14 protein-coding genes are annotated in these 19380 nt (G+C 68.5%); 5 read left to right on the top strand and 9 right to left on the bottom strand.

Translation table 11 applies throughout. The features are described from left to right. Positions 1-70: 70 nt before the first annotated feature. Together AC3ET3_RS25985 and AC3ET3_RS25980 are read right to left on the bottom strand one after the other, a co-directional pair. Positions 71-964 carry a carbohydrate ABC transporter permease gene (locus AC3ET3_RS25985; protein ID WP_435612985.1) on the bottom strand — a complete coding sequence of 298 codons (894 nt, stop codon included), beginning with the start codon at positions 962-964 and terminating at the stop codon, positions 71-73. After that, positions 961-1953: an ABC transporter permease gene (locus AC3ET3_RS25980; protein WP_432135917.1), complete on the bottom strand. Its 993-nt coding sequence runs from the start codon at positions 1951-1953 to the stop codon at positions 961-963. The genes AC3ET3_RS25985 and AC3ET3_RS25980 overlap by 4 nt, the downstream gene beginning before the upstream one ends. 228 nt (positions 1954-2181) lie before the next feature. On the opposite strand from AC3ET3_RS25980, the gene AC3ET3_RS25975 reads away from it, so the two are divergent. Beyond that, a complete protein-coding gene (locus AC3ET3_RS25975) occupies positions 2182-3147 on the top strand; it encodes an acetylxylan esterase (protein ID WP_435612984.1) in 966 nt (321 codons plus the stop codon). A gap of 256 nt (positions 3148-3403) precedes the next feature. Here AC3ET3_RS25975 and AC3ET3_RS25970 read toward each other — a convergent pair whose 3' ends face one another. The 3 genes from AC3ET3_RS25970 to AC3ET3_RS25960 all read right to left on the bottom strand — a co-directional run bounded on the left by AC3ET3_RS25970 (position 3404) and on the right by AC3ET3_RS25960 (position 8535). Next, complete coding sequence (locus tag AC3ET3_RS25970) at positions 3404-4498, bottom strand: lytic polysaccharide monooxygenase auxiliary activity family 9 protein (RefSeq protein WP_435612983.1); 1095 nt, start codon at positions 4496-4498, stop codon at positions 3404-3406. A gap of 281 nt (positions 4499-4779) precedes the next feature. After that, the gene (gene acnA / locus AC3ET3_RS25965; protein ID WP_432135920.1) at positions 4780-7497 is read right to left on the bottom strand and encodes an aconitate hydratase AcnA; all 2718 of its coding nucleotides are present in this window, start codon (positions 7495-7497) and stop codon (positions 4780-4782) included. Between the two features lie 321 nt (positions 7498-7818). Then, complete coding sequence (locus AC3ET3_RS25960; RefSeq protein WP_432135921.1) at positions 7819-8535, bottom strand: hypothetical protein; 717 nt, start codon at positions 8533-8535, stop codon at positions 7819-7821. A gap of 263 nt (positions 8536-8798) precedes the next feature. Between AC3ET3_RS25960 and AC3ET3_RS25955 the strand changes: the two genes are divergently transcribed. After that, positions 8799-10328, top strand: coding sequence for a helix-turn-helix domain-containing protein (locus tag AC3ET3_RS25955; protein ID WP_432135922.1), 1530 nt, complete (start codon positions 8799-8801; stop codon positions 10326-10328). 713 nt (positions 10329-11041) lie between these two features. Here the strand turns inward: AC3ET3_RS25955 and AC3ET3_RS25950 are convergent. Next, positions 11042-12373, bottom strand: coding sequence for a hypothetical protein (locus AC3ET3_RS25950; protein WP_432135923.1), 1332 nt, complete (start codon positions 12371-12373; stop codon positions 11042-11044). Positions 12374-13538: 1165 nt separating this feature from the next. Then, on the bottom strand, positions 13539-13934 hold the full coding sequence (locus AC3ET3_RS25945; protein WP_432159080.1) for a hypothetical protein: 396 nt from the start codon (positions 13932-13934) through the stop codon (positions 13539-13541). A gap of 104 nt (positions 13935-14038) precedes the next feature. Between AC3ET3_RS25945 and AC3ET3_RS25940 the strand changes: the two genes are divergently transcribed. Beyond that, positions 14039-15358, top strand: a complete 1320-nt coding sequence (locus tag AC3ET3_RS25940; RefSeq protein WP_435612982.1) for an ISL3 family transposase — start codon at positions 14039-14041, stop codon at positions 15356-15358. Here AC3ET3_RS25940 and AC3ET3_RS25935 read toward each other — a convergent pair. Next, positions 15296-16240 carry an ISAs1 family transposase gene (locus tag AC3ET3_RS25935; RefSeq protein ID WP_432159082.1) on the bottom strand — a complete coding sequence of 315 codons (945 nt, stop codon included), beginning with the start codon at positions 16238-16240 and terminating at the stop codon, positions 15296-15298. The two genes, AC3ET3_RS25940 and AC3ET3_RS25935, sit on opposite strands and share 63 nt — an antisense overlap. 565 nt (positions 16241-16805) lie before the next feature. Here AC3ET3_RS25935 and AC3ET3_RS25930 point away from each other — a divergent pair. Then, positions 16806-17030 carry a hypothetical protein gene (locus tag AC3ET3_RS25930; RefSeq protein WP_432159083.1) on the top strand — a complete coding sequence of 75 codons (225 nt, stop codon included), beginning with the start codon at positions 16806-16808 and terminating at the stop codon, positions 17028-17030. Continuing rightward, the gene (locus tag AC3ET3_RS25925; protein WP_432159084.1) at positions 17027-17869 is read left to right on the top strand and encodes a hypothetical protein; all 843 of its coding nucleotides are present in this window, start codon (positions 17027-17029) and stop codon (positions 17867-17869) included. The genes AC3ET3_RS25930 and AC3ET3_RS25925 overlap by 4 nt, the downstream gene beginning before the upstream one ends. A 75-nt stretch (positions 17870-17944) precedes the next feature. Here AC3ET3_RS25925 and AC3ET3_RS25920 read toward each other — a convergent pair whose 3' ends face one another. After that, on the bottom strand, positions 17945-19060 hold the full coding sequence (locus AC3ET3_RS25920; protein ID WP_432159085.1) for a hypothetical protein: 1116 nt from the start codon (positions 19058-19060) through the stop codon (positions 17945-17947). Positions 19061-19380: the final 320 nt, after the last annotated feature.

Below are 19380 nucleotides of genomic sequence, written 5' to 3'. Positions count from 1 at the left end.
CGGTGAGCGGGACGGGAGAGCGGAAGGGGAGAGCGGGACGGGAGAGCGGGACGGGAGAGCGGGAGGGCACTCAGCCCTTGACCGCGCCGAGCATCACGCCCGACACGAAGTAACGCTGGACGAACGGGTACACGCACAGGATCGGCAGGGAGGTCAGCACGATGGTGACCGCCTGGATGTTCGCCGCGACCTGGGTGCCCTGCTCGGTGGTGGCCCCGGCGTTGGTCGCCCCGGTGGCGCCGGCGATGAGGTTGCGCAGGTAGACGGTCACCGGCATCAGGTCGGTGCGGTCCATGTAGAGAAAGGCCTGGAACCAGGAGTTCCAGAAGGACACCGAGTAGAACAGCACCATCGTCGCGATGACCGCCTTGGACAGCGGCAGGACGATGCAGAGCAGGATGCCGTAGGTACTGAGCCCGTCGATCTCGGCGGCCTCCTCCAGCTCGGAGGGCAGGCTCTCGAAGAAGGCCTTCATCACCAGCAGGTTGAAGACGCTGATCGCGTTCGGCAGGGCGATCGCCCACACGGAGTTCTTCAGGCCCAGGCTGGTGATCAGGACGTAGTGGGGGATCAGACCGCCGGAGAAGAACATGGTGAACACGGCGACCCCGACGAGCAGTCCGCGCCCTCGCAGGTGCTTCTTGGACAGCACGTAGGCGTAACAGGTCGTCAGCACCATGGCCACGGCGGTGGAGACCACCGTGTAGAACACGGTGTTGCCGTAGCCGCGCCAGAACGTGTCGTCGGTGAAGACGATCCGGTAGGTGGTGAGGTCGAAGCCCCTGGGCCACAGGGTGACCTCACCGGCGCGGATCTGCCGTTCGCCGCTGAAGGAGCGGGCGACGATGTTGACGAACGGGTAGAGGGTCACCACCACGACCAGGGTGAGGACGACCCCGTTCACGCCCTGGAAGACGCGGTAGCCGCGGGTCGGCTGGTTGACGGAGGTGCGGGGGCGGCTCACCACAGGCTGGTCCCGACCGTGCGGCGCGACAGCTGGTTCGCGGAGGTGATCAGGACCAGTCCGATGACCGCCTCGAACAGGCCGATCGCGGCGGCGTAGCTGAAGCTGTTGGACTCCACACCGGTCCGGTAGAGGTAGGTGGAGACGACGTCGGCGGTCGGGTAGGTCAGCGGGTTGTACAGCAGCAGGATCTTCTCGAAGCCGACCGCCAGGAAGGTACCGATGTTGAGGATCAGCAGCGTCATCATGGTGGGGCGGATGCCGGGCAGGGTGACGTGCCGGATCTGCTGCCAGCGGCCCGCGCCGTCGATGCGGGCGGCCTCGTAGAGGTCCTCGTCGATGGTGGTGAGCGCGGCGAGGTAGAGGATCGTGCCCCAGCCCGCGGTCTGCCAGATCTCCGAGCCGACGTAGATGGTGCGGAACCACTCCGGTTCCTGGATGAACCGCACCGGGTCGTGACCGAACCAGCCGAGCGCGTGGTTGACCGGGCCGTCGGTGGCCAGCATCTGCATCGTGATGCCGGCGACGATGACGATCGACAGGAAGTGCGGCAGGTACGACACCGACTGCACGAACCGCTTCAGGGCGGTGCGGCGCACCTCGTTGAGCAGCAGCGCCAGGACGATCGGGACGGGGAAGCAGCACAGCAGGGTCAGCCCGCCCAGCCACAGGGTGTTGCGGAAGACCTGCCAGAAGGTCGGGTCGGACAGGAACATGCGCACGTAGCGCAGCCCCACCCACTGCTCGCCGAGAATCGAACCGCCCGGTTCGAAACGGCGGAACGCGATCACGTTGCCGATCATCGGCAGGTAGCGGAAGAGCAGGAAGAAGACCAGCGGCAGCACGGCCAGCGAGTACAGCTGCCAGTCGCGGCGCAGCGAGCGGCGCAGGCCGCGGCGCGGGGAGGGCCGGGCGGGCGGAGCACCGGTCGTCGGTGGCGGTGGGTCCTGGGTGCCGGGCGGCGGAGCCGGCGAGGTGGACGTGCTCATGCTCGGGCCTCCCGGAGCGGGAACGCGGAACCGAAACTTTCGAGCTCTTACCGGTAACTTCGCGGCAACCTATGGGCATGGAGAAAGCGCTGTCAATGGGTCACGCGCCAGTTTCCGCACCACGGAGGGGAGACGTTGGAAGCCTCGGGCGGCAGGGTAGAACCCGGAGGCACCACGCACCGACTCCGCAAGTTTCCGTTCTGGTTCCGATTCCTGCGAGGTGTCCTCTTGCCCGCGTTCGACCTGCCGCTGCACGAGCTGGAACACCACCGGCCCGACGTCCGGGAACCCGCCGACTTCGACGACTTCTGGCGCCGGACCCTCAAGGAGGCCGCGGCGCACGCCCCCTTGGTGTCGATGCGCCCGGTGGAGAACGGCCTGCGGCTCACCCGCACCTGGGACCTGACCTTCCGCGGCTTCGCCGGCGACCCCGTGCGCGCCTGGTTCAGCCTCCCGGCCGACGCGAGCGGGCCCCTGCCCGCCGTCGTCGAGTACGCCGGGTACGGGCGCGGCCGGGACCTCCCGCACTCCCGGCTGACCTGGGTGACCGCCGGGTACGCCCATCTGCTGATGGACAACCGGGGCCAGGGCGACCGGTACGGCGACGGCGGCACCACCCCCGACCCGCACGCGAGCGCGCCGGGCGGACCCGGGCCCGCCGTGCGGGGCCTGCTCGACCCCCGGGACTACCACTACCGGCGGCTGATCACCGACGCGGTGCGCGCCGTGGCGACGGTGCGTACGCTGCCCGGCGTGGACCCCGCCCGCACGGCCGCCGTCGGCAACAGCCAGGGCGGCGGACTCGCCCTGGCCGTCGCCGGGCTGGTGCCCGACCTCGCCGCGGTGCTCGTCACCGCGCCCCTGCTGTGCGACATCCGGCGCGCGCTGGACCTCACCGACACCGGGCCCTACGGCGAGATCGCCGGGTACCTCGCGGTCCACCGCGGCGCCGAGCGGGCCGCCCATCGCACCCTCGGCTACGTGGAGGGCGTCTCGTTCGCCCGGCGCGCGCAGGCGCCCGCCCACTTCGGCACCGGCCTGCGCGACACGGTCTGCCCACCGAGCGGCGCCCATGCGGCGTTCAACCGGTACGGGGAGCTGACGGGGACGGACCCGCGCCGGGAGATCCACTCCTATCCGTACAACGGCCACGAGGGGGGCGAGGGCGTCCACGTGCGGCGCCAACTGCTGTGACTGGCGAAGGTGTTGGGCCAACCGCCGATGTGACAGCGTTGTCCGGCCGAGGGTAGAGTCAGGTGTAGACCACACGCGCGTGGCTCACCGCCGTCCGGCGGCCCGCACCGCGCACCCCCACCCCGTCCGTGGCACCGTCCGGCCGGGGCCCACCCGGCCGACCCCGATCCCCCGTAGGGGTCGGCCGGGTGGGACCTTCCACTCCGGCCGGCGGACCCGGTGGCCTCTCGGCGCCGACCTCCGGGTCCGGGCGGGGTCAGCCGACCCGGCAGGGCAGGGTCGTCGTACTGTCACCGCCGGGCCCCTGGACCACGTAGCCGAAGGTCGCGCTCCCGCCGGGGCTGAGGGCTCCGTTCCAGTCGGCGTTGTGAACCATCACGTCCTGGCCGGTGTAGGTGGCGTTGCCGTTCCAGAGGCTGTCCACCGACTGGCCCGCGGGCAGCGTCCAGTCGACCATCCAGCCGAGCATCGGGACGTCGCCGGTGTTGGTGACGGTCACCTCGGACTGGTAGCCGCCGCTCCAACTGCCGGTCGTGCGGCGGGTCGCGGAGCACTCGCCGGGGACCGGGTCGGTCGGGTCGCCGGGCTCGTGGATGCCCGTCACCTCGCCGTTGCCGCCGTCGAAGACCACGTCGGAGCAGGAGTAGAAGGTCTCCGCGCTGTCCGAGCGCTGCCACACCATGTAGACGATGTGCCGCCCGGACTTGCCCTCGGGGAGCTTGCCGGACCAGGAGTAGTTGGCCTCGACCGTCCCCGGGGAGCCGTCGAGCGGCGGGTGGTCGACCGAGAGGAAGGGCTGGTCCTCGATGTCGTCCCAGGTGAGCGTCCGGCTCGGGTCGAAGCCGTCCTTGGTGACGTACACGTAGAACCAGCCCGGGTGGGCCGCCCAGGCGTTGTACGAGAAGTCGACCGTCGCCCCGGCGGTCAGATGGGTCAGCGGCCAGTCGTCGCGCGGCGCGTCGAAGCCGGTGAAGTTGGTGTTGCCGCCGCTGCACAGCGCGCCGTCCGGGACGAAGCCGCGGGTGCGGCCGGCGCCGTCCGAGCGCAGCACGGAGAACCAGTTGTAGAACGGAGTGGTGCCGCTGACCTGCTGGGCGTTCCGGCAGGCCGGGTTGACCGGTTTGATCTCCCCGGCGTCGGTGAGGGCGTCCTGCCAGCACAGGAAGGTGCGGCTGCCCGGCTTCATGGGGGTGCCGTGCGCCTGCGCGGGGCCGCCGGCCGAGACGACCAGGCCGAGGGCGGGGACGGTGGCCAGCAGGGAGACGAGGACGAGCAGCAGGGCGCGCAGGCGTAAGCCCGGCCGCGCCGCCGAGGGCGAGGGTGTCAGGGAGTCCCGAGTTGCCATGATCATGACAGATCAGTCCGTCCTTCCGTATGCGGACCGGGCGGGTGGGGGGCGTGCGGATGAGTGAGGGCGGGAGCGCTCCGGCGGCGGGTTCCGGTCCACCGATGGGAGCGCTCCCACCCTCACCTCTGCGGAAGGTAGCGCCGCGGGGCGCGCTTGTAAACGGGTGGCGCGGCGATGGAGCCGGGATTCACTGCGCGAGGACGACCGGCGGCGCGAACCGGTGAACGACGACGGCCGTATCCCCGAGCGCGGGGATACGGCCGTCGACTACCCTGCTGCGCCGCTTACTTGCGGATCAGGCTGCGCAGCACGTACTGCATGATGCCGCCGTTGCGGTAGTAGTCGGCCTCGCCGGGGGTGTCGATGCGGACGACCGCGTCGAACTCGACGCCGGTGTCGGTGGTGACCTTCACCGTGCGCGGGGTGCTGCCGTTGTTCAGCTCCTCGACCCCGGTGACGGAGAAGGTCTCCTCGCCGGTCAGGCCGAGGGACTGGGCGGAGGCGCCCTCCGGGAACTGGAGGGGCAGCACGCCCATGCCGATCAGGTTGGAGCGGTGGATGCGCTCGTAGGACTCGGCGATGACGGCCTTCACGCCGAGCAGCGCGGTGCCCTTGGCCGCCCAGTCGCGGGACGAGCCGGAGCCGTACTCCTTGCCGGCCAGGACGACCAGCGGGATGCCCCGCTCGATGTAGTTGCGGGAGGCGTCGTAGATGAACGACACCGGACCGCCGTCCTGGGTGAAGTCGCGGGTGTAGCCGCCCTCGGTGCCCGGCGCGATCTGGTTGCGCAGGCGGATGTTGGCGAACGTACCGCGGATCATGACCTCGTGGTTGCCCCGGCGGGAGCCGTAGGAGTTGAAGTCACGACGCTCCACACCGTGCTCGGTGAGGTACTTGCCGGCCGGGGTGTCGGCCTTGATGGCGCCGGCGGGCGAGATGTGGTCGGTGGTGACCGAGTCGCCCAGCTTGGCCAGGACGCGGGCGCCGGAGATGTCGGAGACCGGCTCCGGGTCCATGCCCATGCCCTCGAAGTACGGGGGCTTGCGGACGTACGTCGACTCCGGGTCCCACTCGAAGGTGTTGCCGGTCGGGATGGGCAGCGCCTGCCACTGGGCGTCGCCGGCGAAGACGTCGCTGTAGGACTTGGAGAACATGTCCTCGCCGATGGCGCCCGCGACGACGTCGTTGACCTCGGCCTCGGAGGGCCAGATGTCCTTCAGGAAGACCGGGTTGCCGTCCTGGTCGGTACCCAGGGCGTCCTTGGTGACGTCCACCTTCATGGAGCCCGCGAGGGCGTACGCGACGACCAGCGGCGGGGACGCCAGGTAGTTCATCTTGACGTCGGGGTTGATCCGGCCCTCGAAGTTCCGGTTGCCGGAGAGGACCGAGGTGACCGCGAGGTCGTGGTCGTTGACGGCCTTGGAGACCTCCTCCGGCAGCGGGCCGGAGTTGCCGATGCAGGTGGTACAGCCGTAACCGACCAGGTTGAAGCCGACCTTGTCGAGGTAGGGGGTGAGGCCCGCCTTGTCGAAGTAGTCGGTGACGACCTTGGAACCCGGGGCGAGGGTGGTCTTGACCCAGGGCTTGCGGGTCAGGCCCTTCTCCACGGCCTTCTTCGCGACGAGCGCGGCGGCGACCATGACGTACGGGTTGGAGGTGTTGGTGCAGGAGGTGATGGCCGCGACGGTGACCGCGCCGTGGTCGATCTCGTACGTCGAGCCGTCGGGGGCGGTCACGGTGACCGGGTTGGACGGGGCGCCGTTCGGGGCGACGGCCGGGGCGTCGGAGGCCGGGAAGGACTCCTGGCCGGCCTCGTCCACGGCGTCGACGTAGTTGCGCACGTCCAGCTTGAACTGTTCGGCGGCGTTCGCGAGGACGATGCGGTCCTGCGGGCGCTTGGGGCCGGCGATGGAGGGCACGACCGTCGACAGGTCGAGCTCCAGCTTCTCGGAGAAGTCCGGCTCGGCCTTCGGGTCCAGCCAGAGGCCCTGCTCCTTGGCGTACGCCTCGACGAGCGCGACCTGCTGATCGGAACGGCCGGTGAGCTTCAGGTAGTTCAGGGTCTCGCCGTCGATCGGGAAGATCGCGGCGGTGGAACCGAACTCCGGCGACATGTTGCCGATGGTGGCGCGGTTGGCGAGGGAGGTGGCGGCCACGCCCTCGCCGTAGAACTCGACGAACTTGCCGACGACACCGTGCTTGCGCAGCATCTCGGTGATGGTGAGCACCAGGTCGGTGGCGGTGGTGCCGGGCGGCAGCTCACCGGTGAGCTTGAAGCCGACGACGCGCGGGATCAGCATGGAGACCGGCTGGCCGAGCATCGCAGCCTCGGCCTCGATGCCGCCGACGCCCCAGCCGAGCACACCGAGGCCGTTGACCATGGTGGTGTGGGAGTCGGTGCCGACGAGGGTGTCGGGGTACGCCTGGCCGCCGCGGACCATGACCGTGCGGGCCAGGTGCTCGATGTTCACCTGGTGGACGATGCCGGTGCCGGGCGGGACGACCTTGAACTCGTCGAAGGCGGTCTGACCCCAGCGCAGGAACTGGTAGCGCTCCTTGTTGCGGCCGTACTCCAGCTCGACGTTCTGGCCGAAGGCGTCCGCGGTGCCGAACTTGTCGGCGATGACGGAGTGGTCGATGACCAGCTCGGCCGGGGCCAGCGGGTTGATCTTCGCCGGGTCGCCGCCGAGCTCCTTGACGGCCTCACGCATGGTGGCGAGGTCCACGACACAGGGCACGCCGGTGAAGTCCTGCATGATCACGCGGGCCGGCGTGAACTGGATCTCCTGCGACGGCTGGGCCTGGGAGTCCCAGCCGCCCAGGGCACGGATGTGGTCGGCGGTGATGTTGGCGCCGTCCTCGGTGCGGAGCAGGTTCTCCAGCAGGACCTTGAGGCTGTACGGCAGGCGGGCCGAGCCCTCCACCTTGTCCAGCCGGAAGATCTCGTACGACTCGTCGCCCACCTGCAGCGTGCTGCGGGCGTCGAAGCTGTTCGCCGACACGACAGTCTCCTTCATTGATGTGCGCGTACCACCGCATCCTGCCGCCACGCGAGCTTGGCCCGTCCGCTAAGGTAAAGCTAAGTTAGGCAACCCTTACCGGAGTGGCGACCGCGGTGCGCCTTCGGCAGATATCTCGATGTCGAGATAACTCTAGTACATGGGGGCGCGCTGGTCATGCTCCGGGCCCGTCGTGGGTCGCCTTTCATTCGAACCGACAGGGCCGGAGGAGCACCGGAGGGCCGCCGGGCGGGAGGTGGCGACAGCCACCCCCCGGGCCCGGCCGACCCGGAGCCACGCCTCGCCGCCCATGGGACGGCACGGTCACCAGTCGAGTCCGGCCGTGGTCTTCGCAGGACCGAGCACCTCCACATGACCGCGGTCTCCGTACACGGAACCCCGCCAGCGGGCGAACGCGGCGGCGGTGCGGTCCGCCAGCCCCTCCTCCCCCGCCCCGAAGTCGACCCGCACCACGGACTCGGTACGGGCACCACCGGCGGGCACGCGGACCCGCACGCCCGTGACGTGGGCGGCGAGGGCGGCGTCCGCGTTCGGGGCGTCCGCCGTCAGGTACGCGCGGAACTCCCGGAGCATCGGATACCAGCAGTTCGGGCCGGAGGTCGGCACCCCGCCGGCGTCGTCGGTGGTTTCGTCGGTGAAGTCGTCCGAGTCGTCCGTGGTCTCGTCGGGCAACTCGCCCTGGTCGTCGCTCGTCGTGTCCGGCAACTCGCCCTGGTCATCACTCGTCGTGTCCGGCAACTCGCCCTGGTCATCACTCGTCGTGTCCGGCAACTCGCCCTGGTCATCACTCGTCGTGTCCGGCAACTCGCCCTGGTCATCACTGGTCTCGTCGGGCAACTCGCCCTGGTCGTCGCTCGTCGTGTCCGGCAGCTCACCCTGGTCGTCGCTCGTGGTGTCCGTCAGACATGGGCCCGCCGTCGGCGCGGCGGTCGCCGCGTCGCCCGCGCGCTGCGTGCCACAGGAGACCAGCACACAGCAGCACCCGGCGAGCGCGGCGACCACCGAGAGGCGATGACGCATCCGAATCCTCATACATGCCCCCTTTCGGGGGGTCAGAGTGATGCCCCCGGGCCGAGGTTCCACTGAGAAGACAGGGGATACCCCGGTCGAACGACCTCACAGCCGGGCCACCTGGTGACGAATCAGAGCATTACGGACTTAGGGCGATATCAGCGAACGTCGCACATGCGGCCAACCACCCCTGACCAGCACGGACTGACCGCCCGTCACCCGAATGGACCTCCCGGCGAGCCCCATCTCATATCTGAGATAACCTCAACCTCATGGCAGACGATTACCTCGTACGCATCGGTAAGCTCATCCGTGACGCCCGGCAGCACCGAGGCTGGACACAGACGCAGCTCGCCGAGGCCCTCGGTACCAGCCAGAGCGCCGTGAACCGCATCGAGCGCGGCAACCAGAACATCAGCCTTGAGATGATCGCCCGCATCGGAGAGGCGCTGGACAGCGAGATCGTCTCGCTGGGCTATGCCGGGCCGATGCACCTGCGCGTGGTGGGCGGCCGCCGGCTGTCCGGCGCGATCGACGTCAAGACCAGCAAGAACGCGTGTGTGGCCCTGCTGTGCGCCTCCCTGCTCAACAAGGGCCGTACGGTGCTGCGCCGGGTGGCCCGGATCGAGGAGGTCTACCGCCTGCTGGAGGTGCTCCAGTCCATCGGCGTACGCACCCGGTGGATCAACGACGGCGTCGACCTGGAACTCGTCCCGCCGGCCGCGCTGGACATGGACGCCATCGACGCGGAGGCCGCCGTGCGCACCCGCTCGATCATCATGTTCCTCGGTCCGCTGCTGCACCGCATGGACCGCTTCAAGCTGCCGTACGCGGGCGGCTGCGACCTCGGAACCCGGACCATCGAGCCGCACATGATCGCGCTGCGCCGCTTCGGCCTGGACGTCGCGGCGACCGAGGGGCAGTACCACGCCGTCGTCGACCGCGCCGTCCGCCCGGTCCGGCCGATCGTGCTGACCGAGCGCGGCGACACCGTCACCGAGAACGCGCTGCTGGCCGCCGCCCGGCACGACGGCGTCACCGTCATCCGCAACGCCTCGTCCAACTACATGGTCCAGGACCTGTGCTTCTTCCTGGAGGCGCTGGGCGTACGCGTGGAGGGCATCGGCACCACGACCCTCACCGTGCACGGGGTGCCGCACATCGACGTCGACGTGGACTACTCCCCCTCCGAGGACCCGGTCGAGGCGATGAGCCTGCTGGCCGCCGCGGTCGTCACCGAGTCGGAGCTGACGGTGCGCCGGGTGCCCATCGAGTTCCTGGAGATCGAGCTGGCGGTCCTGGAGGAGATGGGGCTCGACCACGACCGCTCGGCGGAGTACGTCGCGGACAACGGCCGTACGCGCCTCGCGGACCTCACCGTCCGGCCCTCCAAGCTGGAGGCGCCCATCGACAAGATCCACCCGATGCCGTTCCCCGGCCTCAACATCGACAACGTGCCCTTCTTCGCGGCCATCGCGGCCGTCGCCCAGGGCAAGACCCTCATCCACGACTGGGTCTACGACAACCGCGCGATCTACCTGACCGACCTCAACCGCCTCGGCGGCCGCCTCCAGCTCCTGGACCCGCACCGCGTCCTCGTGGAAGGCCCCACCCGCTGGCGCGCCGCCGAGATGATGTGCCCGCCGGCCCTGCGTCCGGCCGTGGTCGTCCTGCTGGCGATGATGGCGGCGGAGGGCACGTCGGTGCTGCGCAACGTCTACGTCATCAACCGGGGGTACGAGGACCTCGCGGAGCGTTTGAACTCGGTGGGGGCGCAGATCGAGACGTTCCGGGACATCTGACCGGCGCGATGTCGTGCCCCTTGGAGGCAAGGGGCACGACACCTGAACGTGCCAGCTGACCTGCGGATACTCACCTTCACAACCCTCCATTGATCACTGTTGTTTTTCAGCACCTTGTGCAACGCACGTGCAAGATGATCTTGAATGGGTGACGACACGTCAGAGCTGTCTGAGTAACCGTCAGCCTTTACGGAGAGTTGTCGTCGCAGTGGCCTCGCAACGTGCGAGGAGCGGCGGCGGTGACGGTGGCGTTCCACGCCCCGTCGGGGCCCCGCAAGTGCGGTTCGTGTCGATGCAGTTGCCGCCCAGGAAGTATCGGGCCATGTTCGATCCGCACCTGTATGCGTTGGCTGCCGCGGATCCGTGCGGCTCGGCCGGACGTCGGTGCAGCCGTCCCGGCGTTATAGGCGAGTAGACATTCATCCAGCGTCACGCTGTCCCGTCTCGAGCCCTTTGCCGCTACGGGCCTTGCTGGCGAACGATCTGGCTGCTGGCGTTGCTGCCCCGTGGCGGCGCCCGCAGCGACAGAGTGGCGCCCCCGCATGCACGAGTAGGAACGGGCTGGTTTGCCGGGCCTGGAGATGCGCAATGCCTCCCAGGCCCGGCTACTGGAGCGGCCCAAGGTGAGCGGCCCGTCTGGATCAAACTGTTGGCGGGGCCTGCAGCCCTCCCCTTGTCGGTCTTCCTGAGGTTCCCCACGCCGGAAGGCGGCCTCACGGTGTCCAGAGGGGGGCCGGACGAAGGTCCGGAGGAGCTGACAACAGGGATGACACACCCCCGGGGACGCCGAGCTTCGCCAGAGCCCAGTTGAGCGAGGCTGCCTCGGCATCGCACATGCGGGCGATCAGGCTCGTCTGCTCGGGCAAGAGGATCCTCCGGGGGATCACGATGGTCTCGCGGACCCTGTCAAGGGGCAGTCCGCGCTGGAAGCCCTGTCCGGCTCGACGGGGCGCGTCCTCGTCCGGCGGGAGGGGCAGGCGCCGGTGGGCTGCGTTCGAGACGACGATTCCAGCGACGTGGGTGTACTCCTTCAGAACGGGACCAAGCAGGTCCGCGAGCGCGTCGGTCTTCGCAGCGAGCGTCATGTCGGCGAAGGGCGTAGGGAAGTGGAAGAGGCCGCTGTGGTCCTCTACCCAGATCCACGCGGTGCCGGCTCCCTCCGTCTTGGCACCCTTACCCCGCACCTTGCCCAGGAGTCGCTTGCCCTGGTCGCTTTCCACCGCGTCCCCGGCCAGGCTGGTGCCGAGAGGAGCCTTCCCAGGGCGGACGGTCAGCCGTCGCCCGGAACTGGTCACGACGTCACCTGCGGCCCCCGAGGCCATGCACTCGTCGGCGGCTTCTTCGGTGCGCTTCTTCCACGCCTCGAATTCGTTGCCGTTCAGGAGTTCGGGGAGATCACCTTCCCAGTAGATCTCGCGCCCCCTATCCAGGGTGAAGAGGTGGATCCGGCAACTCTCGCGGAACCTCTCGTAGTCCTGGAGCCTCTGATCCTCTGCGAAGGTGACGACCTCGATGAAGAGCGGTCCAATCCGGATGTCGCCGGGGCCCCCGCTGGCCTTCGCTGGCTCCAGCTCAACCGGGAGTCCGCGGGCCGCGCCCATGAGCGCAAGGCGGGCCTGTGTCTGGGTGTGCAGGAATCGGGACAGAGTGACGTCACGGCGGGCGTCCCGGCGAACGGAGGCGAAGCCGGGTACCTTAGCATTCTCCAAGTAGGCGTACGCAGCCCACCACCGGACCGCCTCAACCCACGCCCCCTTGTCGGCGCCGTTGAAGAACTGAAGCACTGGGGAGGAACGGCCCAGTCCGACGAAAGTGTCTCTGGCCCGGCTAGCCGCGGGCGAGGGGGTCACGGCCTTCGGCAGCCAGCGGCTGTCGAAGAACGACGTCAGGCCGGCCACCGCCCGGACAGTGACCTCGTGTCCGGCGGCGGAGAGATAGTCGGCCCCCTCCGGGTGGCCGAACCACGCCTCCCAGTCGATCTCCCGGTCGCCCCGATCGATCGCCCGCCATATCTCTTCGTCGCGAGGGTGCATGTCCTCCAGCATGACGGCCCGCAGATAGGAGCGAAGGGCATTTTTAGGGGCTCTGACCAGCTCGGCCCCTGCGTCAGCTGGTTGTCGAGGACTCACAACACCGGCAACAGCGGAAAGCACACACCGTGGCACTCCTGCGCACACTCACCTCACACGTGGCCGCTGTATGCCCTGGCTCGCGCCGCGGTCGCGCCAGGGTCCCTGCGTAGCGCCAGAAGAAACCCCAGGAGAAGGGATCCGATCTGGGGTTTCCGAGTGAGCCGCTTGCGGGATTCGAACCCGCTACCTACGCATTACGAGCCCGCTAGGGATCGTGCCAGACCGTGCCGCGCGGTCGCGTCAGATCCCGTTTTCCCAGATCAGAGCACATGTCGCGGTCCCGCTGTTCGCGTCCCGTCTTGCACCGTCCAAAGGCATCCGCGCTCCCCTTGCGCTCCCCTAGAGCTGCTTGCACCACGCCGATCACTGCGGGGGGACTCCTCTCCCCCGGGCTGATCCCGGCTTATACCCCTTCCACAAAGCCGCCGAACAGGCATCTGCTCCCCATGGAAGGCAGCACCCGTCCCGGCCTTCCTGTGGAGCAACCGCCTCGATCTGCTCCGGTGAAGGAACAGATCAGGCAAGATTGGTCCATCATGAACGATGCGGTGGTTGCACCAGGCCAGCTGGTAAAGGTACGCGGAGAGCACTGGGTCGTCGCGCGCGTGGACGAAAGCCGTCAGCCAGTCGACGAACTCGCGGCTGCCCGCCTTCCAGGGCGGACGCTCGTAACACTGACGAACGTCTCTGGCGACGACGTCGGCGACAGCCTGACCGTCGTCTGGGAGATGGAGCCAGGCCGTCAGCTGGTTTCGTCGGAAGAGCTGCCCGAGGTTCAGGATGGGCGCTGGGATGATCCGCAGCGGCTGGGAGCCTTCCTCGATGCTGCTCGGTGGGGCAGCGTGGCAAGTGCTGATACAGAAACTCTGCAGGCTCCGTTCCGGTCCGGAATCACCGTCTATCCACACCAGCTCGCCCCGGTCGCCAAGGCGCTGTCCATGCCGCGAGTGAACCTCCTCGTCGCCGATGACGTCGGCCTCGGCAAGACGATCGAGGCCGGCCTGGTCATCCAGGAGATGCTTCTCCGCCACCGCGCTCGTCGCGTGCTCGTCGTCTGCCCTGCGTCACCAGGGCTTGATCAAGTTCCCTGGGTGTCCGGGTTGTTGGTGATGCCCAGGAGCGGGAGGGCTCGTTCGGGCTGGTCGCGGATTGCGCGGGTGGTCTTGGCGATGTTGACGGCTCCGAGGGTTTTGAGCAGGCCGATGGCGAGGTTGCGGAAGGTGGCCATGGCGCGGGGTGCGGTGCTGGTGTGGAGGGTGGAGGCGTCCTCGGCGTAGGTCACAACTCTCACATGGTGCAGGGCCTCGACGGCCCAGTGGCCGCGGACGGCGGCGGCGAGTTCGGCCGGGGTGGTCTGGTGGGCGTCGAGGCTGGTGACGGCGTAGATGGTCTCGCGGCTCTCGCGCTCGCCGGTCTGTTTGCGGGTCTTCGAAGTTGAGCGGTGCGCTGGTTCGGCTTGCTGACACGGCGTCACGCTCCGTGTTGGGTCGGGCTGCTTGGCCCTGGACGCAAGGTGCCCGTGGCCCTGCGTGATCATTTCTGTTCTCTACGCAGAACGATCATGCAGGAGCCACGGGCTTGCTCAACGATACGACGTTGCTGCTCGACCTCGACGGGGTGTCCGTCGTCCGGGTCGAGCGGCTGGCGGACGGGATACGCCGGGTCCACCTGGCCACGGCCGATGACAGGGCCCGGGCGTGCCCGGCCTGCGGAGTGTTCGCCACCAGGGTGAAGGGCTCGGCGGTGACCCGGCCCCGCGATCTGCCGTACGGCGAGAGCGGACTGGAGTTCCGCTGGCACAAGCGCCGCTGGTGGTGCCGGGAGGCCGCCTGCCCGCGCCGGTCCTTCACCGAGCAGATCCCGCAGCTACCGGCCGGCGCACGGATCACCATGCGACTGCGCGGTGCTGCCGGGCGGCGAATACGCGACGCCGCCTCCACCGTCATCCAGGCCGCCCGGGATCTGCGTCTGTCCTGGCCGACAGTGATGGACGCCTTCCGCGCCGTCGCACACGAGGTCACCGACGCCCCGCTGCCCGAGGTGACGGTGCTGGGCATCGACGAGACCCGGCGCGGACGGCCGCGCTGGGAACAGGACCCCGCCACGGGCAAGTGGATGCTGACGCGCGACCGGTGGCATACGGGGTTCGTCGACGCGCTCGGCACCGGCGGCCTGCTCGGACAGGTCGAGGTCCGCACCGTCGCCGATGTGCTGGCCTGGCTCGCCACCACCCCGCTGGCCTGGAGAAGGAGCATCGAGTACGTGGCCATCGACATGTCGGCCACCTACCGCGCCGCCGTCCGCACCGGTCTCCCGCACGCCACCGTCGTGGTCGACCACTTCCACGTCGTCCAGCTCGCCAACAAGATGCTGTCCATGGTCAGGCGCCGCACCACCGCCGAGATGCGCGGCCGACGCGGACGCGCCAGTGACCCGGAATGGAAAGCCAGGCGGCGCCTGCTGCGCAACCGCGAGGACCTCACCGACGAGCAGTTCGCCACGATGTGGAACACGCTGCTGGGCGAGGGGACGATCGGCCAGACCCTGCTGACGGCATGGATCGCCAAGGAGAACCTGCACAACCTCCTCGCCTTGGCGAGAACCGGCGCCGACCGCCACCAAGTCGGGCACGCCCGCTGGAAGTTCCTCACATGGTGCGCGGACTCCGACATCCCCGAGGTGCGCCAGCTCGCCATCACCGTCGACCGCTGGTGGGCCGAGATCGCCGCATTCATCGACACCGGGCACAGCAACGCCAAGAGCGAAGGCATCAACCGCGTGATCAAGCTCGTCGCCCGCAACGCGTTCGGCCTTCGCAATGCCGACAACCAACGGCTACGGACACGCTGCGTCACCACCCGCCGAGCCCGCGGACACCTCCGCACCGCTCAACTTTGAAGACCCCTGTTTGCGGCGTCGGTGGACGCGGAGGGCGAGGCGGCCGTGGGGGAAGGCGATCCCGCCGAGTTCGTCGGCGATGCCGCAGGTCTTGATCGAGCGGGACTCCCGGCGGCCGTGTCCGGCAGAGGAAGCGGTGTGCTGGACGGCAATGTCAGGCCAGGGCAGGGCGGCGAGCTGCCGGTGGGCGGTCGGCTGATTCCGCTTGATCATGGCGATGTAGTGGGCGTTCTTCGTCTCGACCAGCCAGGTGACGTTCGCCTTGACCGAGTGCAGGGCGTCGAAGGTGACGACGGTGCCGGTCAGGTCCAGCGGTTCGAGCAGGGGCCGGAAGTGCGCGGTCTCGTTCGTCTTGGTTCCGACCTCCGCCTGGGCGAGGGTCAGGGCCCGGTGGTGAGTGACGGCGGAGAGCAGGTGTCTGCGGCCGGCGTTCAGGCGGGCCGATCCTCGCAGTGACTTGCCGTCCACGGCGATCACCTGTCGTTTCCCCGAGACTGTTCCCGCGGTGCTCCGGGCGGTGAGGTAGGCGCCGACTGCTTGGTCCAAGGCGTCACCGTCGACGGCCGCGAGCACGCGGCCGATCGTGGTCCGCGAGGGGGCACGGCGCCACCTGAGCGGATGCCGGCGGACTCCGAGGGCCGTCAGCACGGTGTCCGAGGCCCGTGCCGCCCACTCGGCGATCTCATCCACACTCCTCATTCCGGAGACGGCCGCGCAGGCACAGACGAGGAGGATCGCGGTCAGCGAGTACCAGCGGCCCCGCCTCGCCCGCGGGTCGGGCACCCGCTCCAGAAAGGGCCGCAGGTCAGCGACTTGACTGGCATCCAGCGGACCCAGCTTCACCAGCACCGGCGGGATGAGAGAAGATGCAGCGGCAGGCACGGGCCACCTCATGATCGTTGAGCTTCGACACCCCAATGATCACGAAGCCCGTGCCTGCTCTGCTATGCACCCCAACCGGTCACGGCCCGACCAACCGCCCGCCCCCGGAACTCGCCCAAGCCCTGGGGTCAGCTCCGCGCGGAGCCTCGCCTCTACTGGTGCAGTGGACTTTTTCAGGATGGGGAGTATTCCCTCAACGTTCGATTGGCTGAGCCCGTCAGCAGTCCAAAGAAAGGTAAACGAGACCTCGGCGCAAATGAACTGAGCCCCATCCGGCGTAGGGTCGCATCACCCAGCCCGGTACGGTCGCGCACCCCCCGCCGCACGATGACGTTGGCGCGCCAGCCCTCGCCAGAGGATGATCTCCCGTCAGTGATGCTGGAGTTGCTGTTCTCGATCACGCCAACAGCAGGCAGATCCCAACAGTTGACGGCACCCCTTGCGCACGGAAGGTACAGAACGGTCCCGGAAAACACGTGAAACAGCCGCCTGCATGGGGGAAGTTGAGCATACTGAGGCGACAGGCTCGCGGTCTGCGCCCGCAGCGACCGAGGGGGAGGTCGGCATGCCCATGTCCGGGCTGCAACGCACACAAGTGTGGCGCGCGGCCATAGCCGCGATCGTTGCGATAGTTGGCACGCTGGTCGCGCTGTTCGCCACGGATACCATCGGCGGCGATCGAAATGAGTGCAGCAACCAAGCTGTCTGCGGTCACGGCAACGACACCAACTTTGGCAACCCGCCTGATCCGACCACCGATCGGACCGCCAGCCAGGAGTCGAACAGATGAAGCTCCCGATCGGCCTGGGTGCCGCCTTGACGGTGTGTGCTGGTGCACTGCTGGTGGGATGCTCCAGCAATGAGTGTTCGGGGGGCTCCGTCTGCGGTGCAGGAAACGCAGTCGACGCGCCCTCACGGAAAGCACAGTCACCGACGGCTCCGACGCCCGGAGGGCCGCTGCTGGTGACCCACAAGTGGCCTACCGCCAAGGTCTGCGATGGGTCCACCTCCGTCGCAATGCCAGCTGGCGGCAAACCTCTGGACAAGTTCGATCCCTCTCAGCAGAACTTCCGTTCCGAAGTAACCACGCCGGGCAACAAAGGTGGCACGTGGGGCAGCGGCTTTCTGTATCTGGACCTGAGCGCTGAGGGCACGGAGTCCGTCACCGTCGACGAGCTCCACCTAACCACGCGTGTCCCCAAGAAGATCGGCCCGCCCGAATGGGTGGCTCTGACGCAGGGCGGCTGCGGCGACGTCAAGGACCGAGTTTTCGACCTGGATCTGGACACACCCAAACTTGTCGACCGCGGCGTCGTCGGTGGCGGAGAGACCGATCCAAGTGAGCCACCAGTGCGAACGAACCCGCTCGGTTCTGGATTCACCGTCAGCTCTACGGACCCGGCGATCATCCGCGTCGACGTATCCGCCTGTCATGGCAACTACGAATGGTCCCTGCAGGTCGATTACAGCTACCACGGTAAAACTCTGCACAAGGTAGTCGGGCCCTTCAGGTCATTCGGCGCTGCCGGCCAGAACACCTCCGTGTACACCCCAGACCTCGGCACCGGGAAGGTCGGGACCCCCAGCCCGCCAACAGATGTGCCTATCGGTTGCAGGGGACAGCAGTAGATCAACCCAGAATTTGCGGCAACCGCCACCCCTCATCACGCTTCCTTGGGCCACTTGAGGTGGGGCCCAAGGAGGTCATCTGACCTGGTCAGAGCCCGCAATACGGGCCATGAGGTAGACACTCCAACCACGCTGAGCATGGTGGGTCCACTTGAGTGCGGTTTGGATGTGGACACCGAGTAGGTCAGCAAGAACGGGTGCCGGCAGTTCGGCAGCGAGGGCGATCAGGGCCGCTGTCCGAGCGGATCTGGTCTGGATGCCCTGGCGTACGAGTTGATCGTTGAATGCCTTGCGGCTGAGGGGATGCCCAGGCAGCACTCCGGGGAACAACCACAAGGGCTGGTCGGCCAGATGGCGGGTGAGGCTCGAGCGTCGGCGAGGCGCCTGGGCAAGTTGATGGAGAAGTTCGGCCAGGCGGGGCGGCACCCACAACCTGCCGGGGCCGACGTGGAGGAACGTCTTGTCTGGTGCTGAGCCATATATCTCGTCGGTGGTCAGGTAGCGCAGGTGTTCGCCAGGGATGCCATAGAGGAGGACGAGGGATCCGGCGACGCGGACTTCGAGGGGTAGCGCGGCGTCGGTGAGGCAGCGTCGGAGCTGTCGCCAGCGGTCTTCTTCGGTCAGGACCGGGCCGGCGGCTGCGGTGGGCGGGGTGGCGATGATGTGTGGGTCGGTGAGACCGCGTTGGGCAGCCCAGTCGAGGAACTGCTTGGTCTCGTAGTGTGAGCGGTTGGTGCTGAGCCAGGTGTCGAGTCGGTCCTGGTCCAGCGTGGCGAGTTCGAGACGGTGTGCGTCGAGCCAGTCCAGCAGGCACAACGTCTGGCGGACGCGACGGCGGATGCGCTGAGCCGTGGATGTGGTGTTGAGACGGTCGGCGGCCTGGCGGCGGGCTCGTCGCAGCAGTACCCACGTGGTGAACGGGCGGACGAGGCGGCCGTGGTGCGCGGGTCGGTCGGTGAGCAGGCCGTCGAGCCAGGCGGGGATGCGTTCGAGGTCGTCGTTGCGGGGCGGCAAGATGCCGGTGGCGATCAGTAGGTGGCGCAGGTAGCGCTCTGCGTGGCTGGGTGGGAGTTCGTCCAGGAGGTCGTGGCTGATCGACTGCTGGGCGGTGGCCAGGTGGATCAGCAGTCGGGCGGCGGGGCTGTCGGAGAGCCAATGCAGGGTGCCGGCCGGTTCCGTGGTGTCGCTCAAGGCGTCCACTAGCGGCATGAGTTGGGGATGCTGGGTGCCGTCCGATCGGGTGATGCGGTCGCGAACGCGGTGACGCACCACGCAGCGCAGGCATTGGCCGTCGGCGTAGGCACCTTCCTCGTTTCCGCAGGCGGTGCAGGGCGGGATGGGGCCTGCACCGGCGCAGGGCCCGCAGATTCCGGCCCCGCCAGCGCGATGAGCGGTGCCAATGAGGGGGCGGCGAGTGCCGCACTGTGCGCACGGTTTCGGACGGCTGCGGATGCGGTGGTAGCACGGTGGGCAGACAGGGCCCATGGGCCAGTTCGCTGCGACAGGGCGTG

The sequence above is a fragment of the Streptomyces sp. bgisy159 genome (genome assembly GCF_057707805.1).
Note: the sequence above shows the minus strand (reverse complement) of the source record. Positions and strands in the feature narration are given on the sequence as shown.